We start from the raw sequence: 17354 nt of genomic DNA on the forward strand, positions 1-17354 counted from the left end.
GTGAGCGGCTTATAAGCCCCACAAACAAATACCGTCAACACACTTTCACAAAAAATCTCACAGAAAATCCAAAAACCAACCAAAAACCCCAGAAAACCAAGGAAAATTAAACCAATAAAATCAGAAAGCTCCCTCCCAGCCACCACCAAGAGCCCCATACAGACGAACAACATCAACCGATTCCTGCTCAATCCCGCCAGCCAAAGCCTGGGAACTCCCAAAAAAACGACGCTCCGAATCTAATACACGCCACGAAGATCACTCTCGGCTCACGAGAGCAGTCAGGAACCAGGCACACACAAACACTCCGGTTGCCCAGCGCCGCCTGAGAATCTCCACCCCACTTCGAAAAAAAGAGGCGCCAGACCGGATCGCTACCTCTAACCTTCAGGCACCCCTTAAGAGAGAATACGGCCCCCTGCTTTTATCCGGCGCTCCTATCTTGTGGGGACCGTTCTATTTTCCTGAGCAGAGATTGAGCGGGGGAGCGGTTGGCTGAGGACGTCCATCAGTCGAGAGCACCAAAATGGCGCACGTCTGGCTCTTGCCCACATCAGACAGTCACGGTGACTCTGGTAGCCACCATATATAGGGACTGGCTGCACAGCAGAGCACGCAAAAGCGCGAACTGTAACGCCCCAGAACATAGTGCTTACGTCGTTTATGCCGCCCCTCATCCATGAAGAGCAGGCAAACGCGACCGCTGAGGCATGCAAGAACGACAGATAGGCACCGGATATTCACCTCAGCCCACAACAGGTGAAGGCTTATTTCTGCACTTATGAGGCTCAAAACTCCCGCACGAGGAGTCCTACAAAGCGAACGACGAAACCAACGGCCCACCGCGCCTAAACCGTTATTTTTCCATCTGAACAGGGACACAATCAGGCAACAAAAATTATTTCCCTCCGTTTCATGAGAGCACCCCCATAGAACAGGAATTTTCACAAAACTGTTTGTATATATTCAGAAATTTCTTTTTTTAATTTTCTGGAAACTCTTGACCGAACAGTCTCGCGGAATGCTGCGGCATCATATCTTCCATGCCCGTTTCACCCCTGAGGGTCAGCATCGCCTCAAAAACAGGACCAGAAAATATATCGTTTAAAAACATAATATTAAACCAGAAACGTCCGCACACGATCAGAGTTTCGGACCGATACGCAGGTGAGAAAACAGGGACTGATAAAGGGATCGGAAGCCGCCGATCACGGCGCAACCTTTCATAAAACGGCAAAAATATTATATAGGCCTCAAATCCGACAGAAACGGCGATAAGTCTCTACCCCTTCGTCGGCCCGCAAAGCGGTTGTCATATTACCTGAGAATGGCCAGCTGAATGACTGTCATATCCCGTATCGAAAGCATGCCTACCATCACTGGCTTTCAGGACACGACTCCCACTCCCGTTCCCACCGCTTCCAACCAGAAGCGTCGTTACGGTGATTTCGCGACCTTCACGGAAGCGCTGGACTACGCTGCCGAAGGCACTGCGGGATACAACATCTATTCCGGGCGTGGCGTCCTGCTCGAAGCGCTGCCTTACAGCCTGCTGCGCGAACAGGCCCGTGAAATGGCGCGCCGACTGCTGACGCTCGGGCTTCAAGCTGGAGATCGCGTCGGCCTCATCGCAGAGAGCGACGGTGATTTCGCCCGTATCTTCTTTGGCTGCCAGTATGCCGGCCTTGTCGCCACACCCATGCCGCTGCCTGTCGCATTCGGTGGTCGTGAGACGTATGTCGGCACGATCCGCGGCATGATCGAGACCGCCGATGTCTCGGCCATTGTGGTGCCGGAGATCATCGCTGGCTGGACAGATGACATCATCGCCGGCTTCGACCTGAAGTTTGGTGGCTCACCGGCCCAGCTGATGGAGCTTCCCGCCGCCGAGCGTCTCCTGCCGACCATCAGACCGGACGATCTGTCCTATCTCCAGTTCTCCTCGGGCAGCACGCGCTTCCCGAAGGGTGTCTGCGTGACCCAGCGCTCCGGCATGGCCAACGCCCACTCCATCAGCCATGACGGCCTTCAGGTCCGTGAGACAGGCGACCGCTGCGTCTCTTGGCTGCCGCTCTACCATGACATGGGACTCGTCGGATTCTTCCTGACGCCGATGGCCTGTCAGCTGACCGTGGACCTGCTGCCAACACGTGAGTTCGCGCGCCGTCCGCATGTCTGGCTGGACCTGATCTCCCGCAACAAGGGCACGCTGTCCTACAGCCCGTCCTTTGGCTACGATCTCTGCTCACGGCGCTCCGGCGCTGCCGACATCGATCTTTCAACCTGGCGTGTCGCTGGAATCGGTGGCGACATGATTCGCCCCCATATCCTTGAGAACTTCGCCGAGCGTTTCGCTTCGCAGGGATTCGACGCCCGCGCATTCGTCGCCAGCTACGGCATGGCTGAAGCCACGCTCGCCATCAGCTTCGCTCCGCTGAATGTCGGCCTGCGGACCGATACGATCGACCTGCGTCGTCTGGAAACGGAAGGCGTGGCGCATCCCTGCAATGACCCGTCCCACCTGCTGCGGACCTTCGTGCTGTGCGGCGAGGTTCTGCCCGGCCATGAAATCGAGGTCCGGGCGCCCAACGGTTCCGTTCAGCCGGAGCGCCATATCGGCACGATCTATGCGCGCGGCCCCAGCCTGATGAGCGGCTATTTCCGCCTCCCGAAAGAAAGCGCCGAGGCTCTCAGCGCCGACGGATGGCTGAACACGGGCGATCTTGGCTACATGCTGGATGGACAGATTGTTGTGACCGGCCGGGCCAAAGACCTCATCATCATCAACGGTCGGAATATCTGGCCGCAGGATCTTGAATGGAGCGCCGAGAACGAGATCGAGGGACTCCGCAACCATGACGTGGCGGTCTTTTCCGTCGAAGAGAATCGCGAGGAAAAGGTCGTGGCGCTGGTCCATTGTCGCGCCACGTCTCCCGAAGCCCGCACGTCTCTGACCGAACAGGTCAGCTCGGTCTTCCGGCGTCACGGCGTGGACGCGACCGTGATCCTGCTGCCGCCGCACTCCCTGCCGCAGACCTCTTCCGGCAAGCTCACCCGGGCCAAGGCCAAGACGATGCTTCTGGCAGGCGCTTTCAACCGGCTCGACGAACACACACAGTCCGCCGCCTGATTTCGGGGCGGCTCAAGGCCCGGTTCACAGGGCTTCCTCCGCCCCGATGTCCTCCTGTCACATCCGGGCGGCGCCTGGGGCGTGACATTACCTCTGGCGAATGACCGGCTTTTCCGCCATAACCCCGCAGTTGAGCGGAGAGATGCCTTCACAGGTTACTCCGCAATGACTGTTTTAAGGTGCCCGAATGAGTGAAACGGTTCAGGACGTCTCGGCTCTGATCATCAACAAGCTCCTTGCCAATCCCAAGGTGCCCCGTGACATCAACGGATCCAGCAAGATTGTCGAAGACCTCGCGTTCGACTCGCTCGCGGTCATGAATTTCGTCATGGAAATCGAGGATGAGCTGGACGTGTCCGTGCCTCTCGACCGTCTGGCCGAGATCCGCACGATCGACGACCTCGCTGAATGCATCGTCTCCCTGAAGAAGGGCGGCTGATTGGTCATGAGCATCTTCGACAAATTCCGTGGCGTCGAACAGCGCCTCGCCGAGCTGCAGGCCGAGGGAGGGCGCAATCCGTTCTCCGTCGTCATCGAGCGTCCGCTGTCATCGACCGTCGGGATTATCGAAGGCCGCGAGACCCTTCTGTTCGGCACCAACAACTATCTTGGCCTGAGCCAGTCTCCGCGCGCCATTGAGGCTGCCGTAAAGGCCGTGAAGGCCCGTGGCGTCGGCACGACCGGCTCACGCATCGCCAACGGCACGCAGAGTCTGCACGAACAGCTTGAGCAGCGCATCGCCAGCTTCTTTCACCAGAAGCACTGCATGGTCTTCTCGACAGGCTACCAGGCCAATCTCGGCATGATCTCCACGCTGGCCGGCAAGGGCGACTACCTGCTGCTGGACGCCGACAGTCATGCCAGCATCTATGACGCCAGCCGTCTCGGTCACGCGCAGGTCATCCGTTTCCGGCACAACGACCCGGACGACCTGCACAAGCGCCTGAACCGGATCAAGGACGAACCGGGCGCGAAGCTGGTGGTGGTCGAAGGCATCTACTCGATGACCGGCAACGTCGTTCCCATGGCGGAAATGGCCGCTGTGAAGCGCGAGACCGGCTCGACCCTTCTGGTGGACGAGGCCCATTCCTTCGGCGTACTCGGCCCGAACGGGCGCGGTGTGGCGGAAGCCGCCGGCGTGGAAGACGATGTCGATTTCATTGTCGGCACCTTCTCCAAGAGTCTCGGCACCGTGGGCGGTTACTGTGTCTCCCGTCATCCTGAACTGGAACTGGTGCGCCTGCACTGCCGCCCCTACATGTTCACCGCCTCGCTGCCGCCGGAAGTCATCGCGGCGACCATGGCCGCGCTGGACGACATGGAAGCGCAGCCGGAACTCCGCACACGCCTGATGGACAATGCGGCCCGCTTCCACGCTGGCCTCAACAGGCTTGGCCTGACGACGGGCAAGACGGTCAGCCCGGTTGTCGGTGTGGTTCTGGAGACGATTCCGGAAGCCATCATGCTGTGGAACACGCTCCTCAGCCTCGGCCTCTACGTCAATCTGAGCCTGCCGCCCGCAACGCCGGACCATCATCCGCTACTGCGCTGCTCCGTCATGGCGACGCATACCAGCGAGCAGATTGACCGCGCCGTGGAGATCTTCGGCGAAGCTATGGCGCGACTGCCTGCTTCTGCCTGAGGGCAGTGGCGAGGCGGCTCATTCCGCCTTTCTCAAGCATAAAGAAGTTTTTGGGTGCCGCCTTTTTGAAAAAAGGCGGCACCCAAAAACCTTTGACTTGTTTCCTTACACAGGAAAAGCGCGACGTCCGAAGCGGAACCGGGTCGGACGATACGGCAGCGGGTCGATGTAAGGCGTTTCACCCTTCATCATCTCGGCGCACAGGCGGCCAGTCGCCGGACCGAGCGTGAAGCCCTGATGCGCGTGGCCAAAGTGGAACCACAGCCCGGTGTGGGCCGGGGCCTCGCCGATGATCGGCAGCATGTCGGCCACGCAGGGACGGCTTCCTATCCACGGCGTCGTTTCCACCGCCTCGCCGATATCCAGCATTTCCCGCGCCAGCTTCTCGCTTTTCAGAATCTGCTTCCATGAAGGCGGCGCATCCCGCAGGGCGAACTCGGCTCCCGTGGTGACACGCAGCCCCTGCGCCATCGGCAGCAGCGCCACGCCGGCATCCGTGTCGATCATCGGCGCGTTGAGATGACCGTCCCATCTGAAGTGACGATGATAGCCGCGCTTCACGAAGAGCGGGAATTTATACCCCATGGAGCGCGTCAGATCGGAAGACCACGGCCCCAGCGCAATGACCGCCTGCTCGGCGGACACCGGTCCGTCAGCCGTCCGGACCGTCCAGCCTGAAGCCAGATGCGCCAGCGTCCGGGCGTCGCCATGCACGATCTTCCCACCACCGGCGACGAACAGATCAGCATAACGCTGCACGAGCGCGCCGGGGTCTTTCACGCTGTAGGGAGATGGCCAGTAAACGCCGCCCGTCATTTTGCGATGCAGGGCAGGTTCCGCACGGGACAGCGTCGCACTGTCGAGAATCCGGCCTTCGACGCCAAACTCACGGGCGAGATGACGCGCTCTGGCGGCGCCGTCAGCGAATCCCTTTTCCGTGCGGAAGATCTGGGTCCAGCCGCCGTGTCTGACCAGATCTCCAGCGCCCGCCGCATCAATCATGCGGTCATGCTCGGTCAGACAGTGACGGATCAGGGCCTCGAAGCCGCGTGTGATCGTGTCATAACGCTTTGGTCCGGAATTCCACCAGTATTCCACCAGCCGGGGCGCGATGGCGGCCAGATCGGACAGGCGGTAATTGACATCATTCCCCTGCCTGAGCGCGACCTGCACCAGTTTCTGGAAATCATGCGGAAAGGCGTAAGGCTCGACGGCCTCGCGCTGGATCAGCCCGGCATTGCCGTAGGACGTCTCACGTCCCGGCTCGCCGCGCTCAACCAGAACGACGTCGTAACCACGCTGCTGAAGGTGCCATGCGGTGCTGACACCGACCATGCCTCCACCGAGAACAAGTGCTGACCGCGCCATGCAAAGACACTCCCGTCCGGACAGGGAGCCTGTGGCTCCCGATGATTGTTTTGCCTGATTTTTCCTACCGTAAAGCGCGCGGCTTTCCCATACGTGGCCGGGACATGCCTGATGGATTTTCCCGGTTGGCGGAGAGGAAGGGGTATTCTTTCAAAAAAGAAACAAAACTTTGGTTGATTGAAAGATGCCATAGTCGAGCAAACCGACTTCCAGACACACAAAAGTCTTCCTGCTTCTTTTTCTTCCGAATTCCCTCACATCACTCAGGACGACCGCGAGAAAACTCCAGCCCGGGCCAGTCGCCACAGTACAGCCGGCGCGCACAGGATCGGATGGCGTTCGGCAAACGGGGTGAGCGTTATGGCGATCCCGCTGTGACGCTGGATTTTCCAGACCAGATACTGCGCTCCACCGGTAAAGGTGAACGCTCCCTTGATCAGGCGCGCAACGTTCAGCGGACGGCCCAGCCGTGCACGGGCCGTCCAACGACGAAGGGCGGTTGTATGCTCGGCAGGCGCAATATCCGGCGCAATCTCTCCGTCAGACAGAACAGAGGCTTCCAGCCCTCCGGCCACCCAGGACGCCGTCAGAAGCTGGCTGAACCGGGCCTCCTCGCCTTCGATCAGACTGCGGGAGCGGCCGGTTTTCTCGACTCTCAGTTCCGCGGCGTAGGTCCTGCGGAAAAGCGCCTCCCAATACTGTTCCGGCCGACCGTGCTCCGGCCCCAGTTCGGCAGCCCAGCGGGCGGCGGTACCAACAGCGCGGACAACGCACCGCAGCAGGGAATCCGCAGCCCCGGAATCACGCACCCAGACGAGACGGACCGGCTGGGAAAAGCGCGACCAGATGGTCGTGTCCCGGCTTTGAGGCCGTGTCAGACGACGGAACTGGGCCAGTGTCAGGATCGCCACCTTGGCCCGGAGCGGCACGCCGTCGATTTCATGCTCATGATATTCGACATTCGGCGGCAGCACGGCGTTCGCCAGACGCGCCAGCCGACCGCGCGGCCAGTCCGCCTGCCGGTCCACGATCACATAGAAATCGAGCACACCCTCTGCGAGAGCTTCGGGCGTCGTATCGCCCTTTGTCAGCGTCCTCACCAGCGAACCATAAAACAGAACGCCGACAGGCCGCGCCGATCCGATCATGCGTTCCACGAAGCGGGTGATGATGGGGGGAACGGGTTCCGTCAGTTCAGCGACCACGGTCCGGGCCACCACACCCGCCGCACGCGCCGATGCCAGTGTCCGGTCGGAGGTCAGCATCGGACAAAGGCCATGCGCGGCCCCTCCGTCAGATGCAGCAGACCATCCGCACCAGCCTCCAGTTCTTCCCCATCCATCACCAGACGATCCTGTGTGCTGATGCTGATGGTCGCCGCCATGCCACTGCGATAGGCATTGGAACCTCGCAGTCGAGCCGAGATACGCCCCCGCAGAACCGAGAAAAGATTCCGCGCCAGACGGGGCGGATGTCCGAGAATATCGAGATAGATCAGGCCGCCTGTCGGACTGGAATCAAGCCAGAAAGGCCAGGCGCCGCGGGACAGCTTGTGCAGCCCCGTGCAGAGGAAAAGAAAGCGGGGATGAGCATCCGGTGCTCCACCGTCCACGGTAACGGTCATCGGGGAACCGCCGAGCCACTGGTTCCGAACTTCTTTCCTGAAAAAAAGCCGCAATCCCCACAGAACGGTCGCGAAAATGGCCGTGTCATGAGCGTAACGGTCGAGAATGGCGGGGTTGTGCGCCAGCTCGATGGCGCGGGTGAAGGCCGCCAGCCCACCGAACATCCCGGCGACGGGCTGTCGGTCCGGGTCGCTCCATGAAACAATGACCGGCTGACGCCAGGACACGTCGTTCATCAGCGTTCCCTGCCCCGCTTTCTCCAGAAGGCGCGTCAGAGCAGGCATTTCCCTCAGACTGCATCCCACATCACTGGCGATCAGGTTGGTGTTGCCTGACGGCAGGATGGAGAGAGCCGGAAGACGCTCGTGAGGATAGGCGTTCAGGACAGCGCTGATGACATGACTGACAGTTCCGTCGCCGCCATCCACCGCAATCACGCGGACATCCTGACGCGCCAGTTCTTCAATCGCTTCGACCAGCCCGTTCCGGCCTTCAGGGCATATAAAGAGCGGACCTAGCGCCGCTCGGGCCTGCTCGGCGAATTGCCCACCGCTCTTTATATTACGACGACTGCGCGGATTATGAATCAGGGCTACGCGTTCAGGCATTCGGCAATCCGCTCTTTCCAGACCACCGTCCCGGACGGCTCATTTCGTGAATACGCGGCGTCATATAGACGTGCATCGCAGACTTGTCACATTTCCGGCTCTGGCCTCTCTGCGCACGGCGGTCCCGGTCATGCGTCGCACGCAGACCATCCCTGTGGATCATGGCGTTTAATTGATAGCCTGACCCGCAGCTTTGCGGGCTTCGAAAAAAGATGCGTTCTGGTGTAGAGAAGAACGCTGCCTATTAATTCCACCCTCAGCACTCTTGATTGACCGGGCGGTTTGGGGGATCGATGCAGCAGATTGGGAGCAAGGCCCCTTTCAGGAACCGTGACCCTCAAGGGATCTGCACAGGCAGGTCAGGAAGCCGCACCTTGTCAGCCGTTCTGGCACATCTGTCTGATCCACATCTGCCGCTCGAAATCGTGCCGTCCCGTAGGGAATGGGCGATCAAGCGGATCATCAGCATGATCTCATGGCGCTTCAACAGACGTCATATTCACAGAACCAGGGCGCTCGCCGCCGTCATGCGCGATATCGACGCCTGCGGAGCCGATGCGCTGGCCATCACCGGCGATCTCACCAATCTGGGCACGCGCGAGGAATGTATCGCCGCCACGCGATGGCTCGATCGCCTGCCGACACCCCGCGCCGTCATCCCCGGCAACCACGACACCATGATCCGGGCGTCCTGGGCGGACGGGCCGGGACTGTGGCGCGATGTCGGCGGCATGCCTGATGAGGAGACTCCCGTTTTCCTGAGAGTCGGAGACGCCGCCCTGATCGGCGTCAGTTCCGCCGTTCCCTCACCGCCCTTTTTCGCCTCTGGCCGGGTCAGTGACATCCAGATCGACAGAATGGCCGAACTGCTCCGGCGCACGGGTGAGCAGGGACTGTGCCGCGTCGTCATGATTCATCACCCGCCACGCAAGGGCTTGGTTCTCTGGAGCAAGGCGTTACGGGGGCTGGATCGTTTCACGGAAGCCGTCCGGTCCGCCGGTGCGGAGATGGTCCTGCACGGCCACTCCCATCAGGGGACATTCAGCACGATACCCGACAGCGAGATCCCGGTCATCGGCGTCACCTCCGCGTCGCACAGACCGGGCCATAGTCTGAAACGGGCGGCAGGCTGGAACAGGATCAGCATCCACAAGGAAGACCGTGACTGGCAGATCACGGTGGAATCCCGTCGCCTTGCACCGGACGGGCAGCTTCATGACTTCCGGACGACCCGCTTCACACGCCCCGCCCTGCGAGCAGAAGCGGACATCCGGCCCACGAAAGAGTCCGTGCTGTGACGACACCGGGGAATGACCGCTACAGGCCGCCTCTGGCGAGGCTGCCCTCCTGGATTCGTCCCGGCACACTCGACACCTACCTGCTGGGTCAGACCATTCCACCCTTTGTCATCGCCGTTTCGGTAGTGCTGATCGCGCTCCTGCTCGAACGGCTTCTGGTGCTTCTCAACGTGCTGGCGTCCGAGGCCAGTCCGTTTTTCACCCTGCTGCGGCTCCTGGCCGACCTGATGCCCCACTATCTGGGGCTGGCCATGCCCGCCGCGCTGTGCGTGTCCGTCTTCACGGTCATCCGACGCATGAGTGAGGGCGACGAGATCGACGCCCTGATGAGCAGCGGCGTCTCTCTGGCGCGCATCTGTCGCCCTTTCGCGCTGACGGGCGCTGCGATCGGGCTGCTTTCGATTCTGCTTTACGGCTATATCCAGCCCCATGCCCGTTACCAGTTCCGGGAAGGATTCTATTTCGCCAGCCACGCCGGATGGGCGCCCGTTCTTCAGTCCGGCATGTTCGCGTCCCCCTCCCCTCGCCTGATGCTGACAGCCGACCATGTCAGTCACGCAGGGTCGCAGCTGAAAGGCGTGTTCATCAGGGATCTGAGCGAGGGCAAGGAACGCGACATCACGGCGCAGACCGGCTCCCTCCGCACGGACGCCGCCAAGGGAGAAGTCCAGATCGAGCTGTTCCATGGCTCGATCCTGACCATCCGGCCCGGTGTGCAACCCACCGTGACGACTTTCGATCATGCACAACGTCTGATCAGCCGCACGAACAAGGCGACGTTCCGTACCCGTGGCGATGATGAGCGTGAACTGACCTCGCGTGAACTCGCCCGTAAGATCGACGCGGTTCGCCATGCCGCGAAGACGGACACGTCACGGGACACGGATACAGATCTGATACCGGCTCCCGAGGTCTCGGACAGCAACGACATTCCCCTGACGAACATGCGGGCCGAACTGAATTTCCGGCTGGCCCGCAGTCTGTCGATCCCTTTCATTCCCGTTCTCGCCACGGCTCTGGCCGTGATCGGCAAACGCAGACGGGGCAGCGCCGGACTCGCGGTCGCAGTCCTGCTGCTGGTGACCTATGACCATATCCTCCAGCTTGGAGAGAGCCTGATCGCCAGCGGCAAATCCTCGCCGCTTCTGGTCATCTGGCTGCCGACCGTCGTGTTCTGCACCGCCTGCACCCTGCTGCTGCTGTTCCGGGCCAGCATCCTGCCGATCCGGCGCAGTCGCCCTGCGACTCCTCCCACAGGCTCCTCCGGGGATATAGTGGAGGGAGCCCGATGACCGAAGAGCGGATCGCAAAAGGTCCCCGCCACGTTCTTCTGCGCTATCTTTCCCGCACGCTCATTTCCCGCACGGTGATGTGCTGCGGCATCCTCATCGCCCTCATGGAGATTCTCGCGCTCCTTGAGCAGATGACGCCGATCCTCAAGCGTCACCTCGGCGTCAAGGGCGTGCTGACCTACATGGGGCTGCATCTGCCCGCGATGCTCCAGACCGCCCTGCCCCTCAGCGTGCTGATCGCCGGGTTGCTGATGTTCACGCAGATGACCATCTCCAGTGAAATCGCCATCCTCAGGGCGGCGGGTCTTTCTCCGTGGGGTTTTCTGAGGAAGCTGCTGCCGTCCGCGATTCTGATCGGACTGTTCGGGTGCGTGCTGGAGGATCAGATCACGCCGCGCTCGGAACTGGCTCTTGCATCGTGGTGGAACCGCACCAATCCGACTCCGGCCAACGGCAAGGCGTTCTGGTTTCACGTTCCCGATGGTGTCGCCCAGGCCTGCATGGGGTCCGCCATCGGACTCCCCGCGACCGACAGTGAGCTCGCGCATGTCGGCTATATCGCCCGATCGGGTCGGGAGGCGTTCAATGTCGATCTGTATGACCGCACCGCGGACGGACGGATTCTGCGCACCCTGCACGCAGAGCACGCCGTTTACAGCTACAGCGGCTGGCACCTGTCCGACATTCACTGTGCGACGGTCTCGTTCGCCGAGCTGGACACCACGGCGAACGAGAGCACGGTTCTTGACGCCCTGTGGAAAAATCCGTTCGGGCCGAACGACATGCTGCGGCTTTCGATGGACGCCGCTCCCCTGTCTTCAGGCATGATTCTGGATGCGCTACACGGCAAAATCGCCACCAACCAGACGCCCGGTTACCTCCGCGCGGCCCTGTTCGAGCGCTTTCTCAGACCCCTCGCTCTGATCGTCATGCTTTTATTGGCGATGCCGGTGATCTATATACCCCCCAGAACAGGGCTGAGGAGCTGGCTGCCGGTCTGGTGCCTCGGCGCCGGTCTGTTGTTCATCATTGTGCAGGGCATGTTCCGTGCGATGGGCAACGCAGGTCTCCTACCGGCTCCGGTCGCGACTGTCCCCGGCCTTATCATCTTTGCACTGGCCGCAGGCACCGCGTTATTAAGGAACGAAGACAAATGAGTGGCACCCTGCGGAATCCGACCATCAGGTCCGGGCGGAGCTTCGATCTCGGCAAGATGAATCTGCGTCAGCTCTGGATCGCCTATCTGACCTATCCGACGATTCTGCTGTATTTCGTCCTCATTGTGGTCAGCGTCATTCTCAGCGTACACTTCTTCGCCGGCTGGGGTGCGACAATCACATCCATCCTCGCCGTCATGCTGGTCTATCCGGTCGTCTGGTACTCCCTGCACCGCTGGATTCTGCATGGACAGTGGCTCTACAAATCCCGCTGGACCGCCTCGCTGTGGAAGCGCATCCACTTCGATCATCATCAGGACCCGCATCTGCTGGATGTTCTGTTCGGCGCGCCTGCAACGACTCTGCCCACCATCGGCGCCGTGACGATTCCCGTCGGCTGGCTGATCGGCGGCTGGGGAGCCGCTGCAACGGCTTTCGGCGCGGGTGTGACGATCACTTGTATTTACGAATTCTTTCACTGCATCCAGCATCTGAACTACAAGCCGAAGGCGGCTTGGATCCAGCGGATGAAGGCGTGGCACGTCCTGCATCACTTCCATGATGAAGACGGCAATTTCGGCATCACCAGCTATGTCGTGGATCGTGCGTTCGGCTCTTTCTATGAAGAGGCGCGCGCCCGTCCCCGCAGCCCGAGCGTGTTCAACCTCGGCTACAATCTGGAGCAGGCGAAGCGGTATCCGTGGGTCATGAAGCTGACCGGCTCTCCCCCACGCGATCGTCCCGACGGCGCCCGTCCTTCCACCCGTTCAGCCAACCGTGATGCGGCGTGACTGAGTCCGGCGCAAGTGAATCCGGACTGACAGCGATCGTTCTGGCCGGGTCGCGCGCAGGAGCCGCTGATCCGATGGCGGTCGCCGCCGGGCTTTCGCACAAGGCGCTGATCCCGATTGCCGGAAAACCGATGATCACGCATGTGCTCGATACGCTTCTCGCAGTGCCGTGTATCGGGCGCATTCTTGTCTGTATTGAAAACCCTTCTGTTCTGGACGGCATTCTTCCAGACGGTGTGGAAACGATGGATGCCGCTCAGGGACCGAGCGCGAGCGTTCTTGCCGCGATCCGTGATTGCGGAACACCGCTTCTGGTCACCACGGCGGACAACCCGCTTCTGCGACCGGAATGGGTGCAGTTTTTCCTCGACGATGCCGGAAGCGCCGACATCGCCGTCGGTGTCGCCAGCGAAGCCGCTGTGACGCGGGATGTTCCGGGAACACGCCGAACCTTCATCCGCCTTTCCGATGTCGCCTTTTCTGGCTGCAATCTTTTCCTTTTCCGTACACATGCTTCCGCGAGAGTCGCCATGCTGTGGCGGAAAGTCGAAAAGGAACGCAAGCACCCGCTCCGGATGGGCTGGCTGCTCGGCCCTTCCATCCTGCTGCGATTTCTGCTGAAGCGTCTGGGAACGAAAAACCTGCTGGCGCGCATTCTGAAGCTGACTGGCGCACAGGGGAAGTTTGTCTTCATGCCGGATGGCCGTGCGGCTGTGGATGTGGACAAGCCTGCGGATCTTGTTCTGGTGCGGAAGCTGATGGAAGCGGCTTAGAACGCCGCTTCCTTTTCAGGGATACTATCTTCTTTAAAGAGACTGATGCTCTCTAAAGATTTTTGAAAAATATTCTCCAGAAACTTCTTTGTTATTTATAGTGGTTTTTGACATTTGATCCGTGAATTTGCTGCGTCTTTTCCTCAGAAACAGAAGCGTCTGAGAAAAAGACCCGCATTTATGCGGGCTTTTCAAAATAGCAACAAACCAGACGTGGCCCCACTCCCACTCGATTATTATATCGCAAAAAAAACATTATATTTCAATGCCTTGCGTACACCTCATCGCCTGATACCATGAAAACACCATGACTGGGAGCCGTCATTAAGGATCGTCCTCACTTGCGGAAGTGCGCCGAATTATGCCTCTTCAGCAAGAATAGTAGGTAGCGGCACCTCACGCTCACCCCGGCGATCACGCAGCCTGTAGCGACTTTGATACTGTCGCCGCTGCTTTGTAATTTCGTAGAGGACAATGCCGGAGCTTGTCCCGAGATTGAGGCTTTCGATCATCCCAAACATGGGTATCGATACACACCGTTCACTTCGTTCGACTGCGAGGTCGCTAATCCCCTTTGTCTCGCTCCCAAACCAAACAGCCAACTTCGCATGTTCGGTGTAATCTCCTTCATGAAGGAGAGTATTATTTTTACCTTTTCTATGAGGTGACGTAACGACTGATACGAAATGGTTCTTTTCGAGATGCACAAGGCAATCTTCGGTACTGTCGAAGCGCTTAACGAATGTCCACTTCACTGCGGACACAGATAGTTTCGACAATTTTGGCTCGGTGCGTAATTCGCTCCAGTCGTCTGACAGAATCCGGCGAGGATCGATCACATATACTTTTTCTGCGCCAAGGGCGTTTACGTTTCGGATAACGGTACCGATATTACGCGGGTTTTCCGGGTCTTCGATGACGACGATAAGGTTTTTGCACCGGAAGTCCCGTATCGCCTCGGCCCGCTTTCTAGCGGATCGTTTTTCTGGCTGCTTATCTGCTGTCATCACGTCCAGATGCTCCATCCTCTCAGTAACATACCGAACGACGATGCAGGGCGCCACTCGAAGAAGGGATGTGCGTTTCCTCTCAATCGAGCCCAAAACCACCTGTCTTTAATCCACCCTTCTCAGTCATTCCATCATGCCCAGAATATCGACGCGCTCCAGTAAGCAGCGTGATTGATGCCTGTGTCTATTGCCGCTTGTCGCGGGACGACCGGCGCGGTCCGCAACTGATGCGCCTTCTTTATCAGTGGATGAACGCTATGCTCTCTACGTAGTCGTGAGGCTCACCCGATACCATGATGGGGTCAGACACCCGTTCATGGTATCGGCGTATTCTTCAATGGCGCGTCACCCGAATACCATGAAAAATGCCATTGATGATGTGGGAAACATCGCCATTTTTCATTGATTTATTAAATTAAATCAATGAGTTATATACCCCCTCACTCCCACTCAATCGTACCGGGCGGCTTGGACGTGATGTCATACGTCACGCGGTTGATGCCGCGCACCTCGTTGACGATGCGGCTCGCCACGCGGTTCAGAAACCCCATGTCGAACGGATACACATCCGCCGTCATGCCGTCCGTGCTGGTGACAGCACGCAGCGCCACGGCCTGATCGTAAGTGCGGCCATCGCCCATCACGCCGACCGTGCGGACCGGCAGCAGCACGGCGAAGGCCTGCCAGATGGCGTCATAGAGACCGGCATTACGGATCTCTTCCAGATAGATGGAATCCGCCTTGCGCAGCAGGTCCAGCTTCTCGCGGGTGATGCTGTCGCTCGGAATGCGGATGGCCAGACCCGGTCCGGGGAACGGATGACGGCCGACGATGCTCTCCGGAATATCCAGCTCGCGACCAAGATCACGGACCTCGTCCTTGAACAGCTCACGCAGTGGCTCGACGAGCTTCATGTTCATGCGCTCGGGCAGCCCACCGACATTGTGATGCGACTTGATAGTGACGGAAGGGCCGCCGGTGAAGCTGACACTCTCGATCACATCCGGATAGAGCGTGCCCTGCGCGAGGAACTCCGCGCCGCCGATCTTGGCGGCCTCTTCCTCGAACACTTCGATAAACAGACGGCCGATGGTCTTGCGCTTGATCTCCGGGTCCGTGACGCCTTCCAGCGCCGAGAGGAACATGTCGGATGCGTCGCGGTGGATCAGCTTGATATTGAACTGGCCACGGAACGTCTTGACCACTTCCTCGGCCTCGCCCGCACGGAGCATACCGTGATCGACGAAGATGCAGGTGAGCTGGTCACCGATGGCCTGATGGATCAGTACGGCGGCGACGGAGGAATCCACGCCACCGGACAGGCCGCAGATCACCCGCTTGTCGCCCACCTGCTGACGGATCTTCTCAATCTCGACATCGCGGAACCGGGCCATCGTCCATGTGCCGGTGCAGCCCGCGACATTGTGGGTGAAGTTCTTCAGCAGCGCCGCGCCATGCGGTGTGTGAACCACTTCCGGGTGGAACTGCACGCCATACATGCGGCGCCCCTCGTCGGCGATCACAGCGAACGGCGCACCCTCGGAGATCGCCACGGCGCGGAAGCCGGGCGGCAGTTTCGTCACGCGGTCACCGTGGCTCATCCACACCTGCTCACGGCCGCCACGCGCCCATGCGCCACGGAACAGGGCGCAGTCCTCGGTGATGTCCACAAAGGCGCGACCGAACTCGCGGTGGTCGGAGCCTTCGACCTTGCCGCCAAGCTGGTTGCACATGGCCTGCTGGCCGTAGCAGATGCCGAGCACCGGCACGTTCAGCGCAAACACCACGTCAGGGATGGTCGGCGCACCCTTGTCATGCACGCTGGCCGGACCGCCAGAGAGGATGACGCCGCGCGGCGCAAACTTACGGATACGCTCGTCGCTCGCCGTGAACGGCCAGATTTCGCAGTAAACGCCGCTCTCGCGCACGCGGCGGGCGATGAGCTGCGTCACCTGTGAGCCGAAATCAAGGATCAGGATCCGATCGGCGTGCAGGGAGGCGTCGAGGGCGGGTGTGGCGGCGTCCTGATCTTTGGCGGACATGAAGGGCTCCTTAAGGCACGACATCGGGGTGACGCACTACATTGCAGCATGCTTTTGGCGCGGTATAGGACGAGCGTGCGCCGACGTCACCCGTTTCCCTCATATTTGGGTTAGGATGGCGTCCGCAACCCGTATCAGCCAGAGGTCCCGTTCATGCGCTTTTCCGTTTCACACACGCTTCGCGCCCATCTGCTGATCGGGGGTCTGCTGGCCGGAGGTCTGCTCGGCGGCACGGCCTCGCCCGCCCTTGCTTCAGCGCAGGATGATCCGCTCGGCGACTGGATCGGGACGCTGGTGACCGACAAGGGAACCTGCCCGGATGAGAAACCTTCCGTTCTGCAGGTGAGGTCTGAAAAACTGTTTTTTGCGCCGGGCACCGGCACGCTGGTGCTGCGCGGCGTGCCGGACAAGAGTCACAAGCGCTTTCACGCCCAGCTGCTGCTCAAGGACATGAAGGAGCGTCCCCTGCCGATGGTATTCGAAGGCCATCCTGAAGGCGACACCATTGTTGGCGTCTACGGCACGCCGAACTGCCGGGCCCATATTGTGCTGACACGTCCTCAGGGGAGTGCATGGAAGAACTTTATGGGTGATCAGTGAAGGTTTCCGGGGCGTTTT

General features: G+C 60.1%; 15 protein-coding genes. 10 read left to right on the forward strand and 5 right to left on the reverse strand.

The window, feature by feature from the left end:
• The first annotated feature begins 1339 nt into the window (after positions 1 to 1339).
• The 3 genes from GVI59_RS04240 to spt all read left to right on the forward strand — a co-directional run bounded on the left by GVI59_RS04240 (position 1340) and on the right by spt (position 4772).
• The gene (locus tag GVI59_RS04240) at positions 1340 to 3130 is read left to right on the forward strand and encodes a fatty acyl-AMP ligase (protein ID WP_173573071.1); all 1791 of its coding nucleotides are present in this window, start codon (positions 1340 to 1342) and stop codon (positions 3128 to 3130) included.
• Between the two features lie 187 nt (positions 3131 to 3317).
• Complete coding sequence (locus GVI59_RS04245; protein ID WP_173573072.1) at positions 3318 to 3569, forward strand: acyl carrier protein; 252 nt, start codon at positions 3318 to 3320, stop codon at positions 3567 to 3569.
• 6 nt (positions 3570 to 3575) lie between these two features.
• The gene (gene spt / locus GVI59_RS04250) at positions 3576 to 4772 is read left to right on the forward strand and encodes a serine palmitoyltransferase (protein ID WP_173573073.1); all 1197 of its coding nucleotides are present in this window, start codon (positions 3576 to 3578) and stop codon (positions 4770 to 4772) included.
• 105 nt (positions 4773 to 4877) lie between these two features.
• On the opposite strand, the gene GVI59_RS04255 is transcribed toward spt, so the two are convergent.
• The 3 genes from GVI59_RS04255 to GVI59_RS04265 form a co-directional block, all read right to left on the reverse strand.
• Positions 4878 to 6140: an NAD(P)/FAD-dependent oxidoreductase gene (locus GVI59_RS04255; RefSeq protein ID WP_173573074.1), complete on the reverse strand. Its 1263-nt coding sequence runs from the start codon at positions 6138 to 6140 to the stop codon at positions 4878 to 4880.
• 263 nt (positions 6141 to 6403) lie between these two features.
• Entirely contained in the window at positions 6404 to 7405 is a 1002-nt protein-coding gene (locus GVI59_RS04260) for a hypothetical protein (RefSeq protein WP_173573075.1), read from the reverse strand.
• Positions 7399 to 8373: a diacylglycerol/lipid kinase family protein gene (locus GVI59_RS04265; protein WP_173573076.1), complete on the reverse strand. Its 975-nt coding sequence runs from the start codon at positions 8371 to 8373 to the stop codon at positions 7399 to 7401. Before GVI59_RS04265 ends, GVI59_RS04260 begins: the two co-directional genes overlap by 7 nt.
• A gap of 46 nt (positions 8374 to 8419) precedes the next feature.
• On the opposite strand from GVI59_RS04265, the gene GVI59_RS19280 reads away from it, so the two are divergent.
• The 6 genes from GVI59_RS19280 (at position 8420) to GVI59_RS04290 (ending at position 13684) form a co-directional block, all read left to right on the forward strand.
• A complete protein-coding gene (locus GVI59_RS19280) occupies positions 8420 to 8545 on the forward strand; it encodes a hypothetical protein (RefSeq protein ID WP_277876297.1) in 126 nt (41 codons plus the stop codon).
• Between the two features lie 202 nt (positions 8546 to 8747).
• On the forward strand, positions 8748 to 9671 hold the full coding sequence (locus tag GVI59_RS04270; RefSeq protein ID WP_173573077.1) for a metallophosphoesterase family protein: 924 nt from the start codon (positions 8748 to 8750) through the stop codon (positions 9669 to 9671).
• Complete coding sequence (locus GVI59_RS04275) at positions 9668 to 10963, forward strand: LptF/LptG family permease (protein ID WP_173573078.1); 1296 nt, start codon at positions 9668 to 9670, stop codon at positions 10961 to 10963. The genes GVI59_RS04270 and GVI59_RS04275 overlap by 4 nt, the downstream gene beginning before the upstream one ends.
• On the forward strand, positions 10960 to 12120 hold the full coding sequence (locus GVI59_RS04280; protein ID WP_173573079.1) for an LptF/LptG family permease: 1161 nt from the start codon (positions 10960 to 10962) through the stop codon (positions 12118 to 12120). Before GVI59_RS04275 ends, GVI59_RS04280 begins: the two co-directional genes overlap by 4 nt.
• A complete protein-coding gene (locus GVI59_RS04285; protein WP_173573080.1) occupies positions 12117 to 12911 on the forward strand; it encodes a sterol desaturase family protein in 795 nt (264 codons plus the stop codon). Before GVI59_RS04280 ends, GVI59_RS04285 begins: the two co-directional genes overlap by 4 nt.
• Positions 12908 to 13684: an NTP transferase domain-containing protein gene (locus GVI59_RS04290; RefSeq protein ID WP_173573081.1), complete on the forward strand. Its 777-nt coding sequence runs from the start codon at positions 12908 to 12910 to the stop codon at positions 13682 to 13684. The genes GVI59_RS04285 and GVI59_RS04290 overlap by 4 nt, the downstream gene beginning before the upstream one ends.
• 359 nt (positions 13685 to 14043) lie before the next feature.
• Here GVI59_RS04290 and GVI59_RS04295 read toward each other — a convergent pair whose 3' ends face one another.
• Together GVI59_RS04295 and guaA are read right to left on the reverse strand one after the other, a co-directional pair.
• A complete protein-coding gene (locus GVI59_RS04295) occupies positions 14044 to 14691 on the reverse strand; it encodes a TrmH family RNA methyltransferase (protein ID WP_173573301.1) in 648 nt (215 codons plus the stop codon).
• A 443-nt stretch (positions 14692 to 15134) separates the two neighbouring features.
• Positions 15135 to 16736 (reverse strand): glutamine-hydrolyzing GMP synthase, encoded by a 1602-nt coding sequence (gene guaA, locus GVI59_RS04300; protein ID WP_173573082.1) that lies wholly within the window; start codon positions 16734 to 16736, stop codon positions 15135 to 15137.
• Between the two features lie 153 nt (positions 16737 to 16889).
• On the opposite strand from guaA, the gene GVI59_RS04305 reads away from it, so the two are divergent.
• Complete coding sequence (locus tag GVI59_RS04305) at positions 16890 to 17336, forward strand: hypothetical protein (RefSeq protein WP_173573083.1); 447 nt, start codon at positions 16890 to 16892, stop codon at positions 17334 to 17336.
• Positions 17337 to 17354: the final 18 nt, after the last annotated feature.

It is taken from the genome of Acetobacter sicerae (assembly GCF_011516765.1).
Lineage (GTDB): Bacteria > Pseudomonadota > Alphaproteobacteria > Acetobacterales > Acetobacteraceae > Acetobacter > Acetobacter sicerae.

Coding starts and splice junctions, on each gene's coding strand:
- GVI59_RS04240 (WP_173573071.1), top strand. CDS start 1,340: ATGACTGTCATATCCCGTATCGAAAGCATGCCTACCATCACTGGCTTT.
- GVI59_RS04245 (WP_173573072.1), top strand. CDS start 3,318: ATGAGTGAAACGGTTCAGGACGTCTCGGCTCTGATCATCAACAAGCTC.
- spt (WP_173573073.1), top strand. CDS start 3,576: ATGAGCATCTTCGACAAATTCCGTGGCGTCGAACAGCGCCTCGCCGAG.
- GVI59_RS04255 (WP_173573074.1), bottom strand. CDS start 6,140: ATGGCGCGGTCAGCACTTGTTCTCGGTGGAGGCATGGTCGGTGTCAGC.
- GVI59_RS04260 (WP_173573075.1), bottom strand. CDS start 7,405: ATGCTGACCTCCGACCGGACACTGGCATCGGCGCGTGCGGCGGGTGTG.
- GVI59_RS04265 (WP_173573076.1), bottom strand. CDS start 8,373: ATGCCTGAACGCGTAGCCCTGATTCATAATCCGCGCAGTCGTCGTAAT.
- GVI59_RS04280 (WP_173573079.1), top strand. CDS start 10,960: ATGACCGAAGAGCGGATCGCAAAAGGTCCCCGCCACGTTCTTCTGCGC.
- GVI59_RS04285 (WP_173573080.1), top strand. CDS start 12,117: ATGAGTGGCACCCTGCGGAATCCGACCATCAGGTCCGGGCGGAGCTTC.
- GVI59_RS04295 (WP_173573301.1), bottom strand. CDS start 14,691: ATGACAGCAGATAAGCAGCCAGAAAAACGATCCGCTAGAAAGCGGGCC.
- guaA (WP_173573082.1), bottom strand. CDS start 16,736: ATGTCCGCCAAAGATCAGGACGCCGCCACACCCGCCCTCGACGCCTCC.
- GVI59_RS04305 (WP_173573083.1), top strand. CDS start 16,890: ATGCGCTTTTCCGTTTCACACACGCTTCGCGCCCATCTGCTGATCGGG.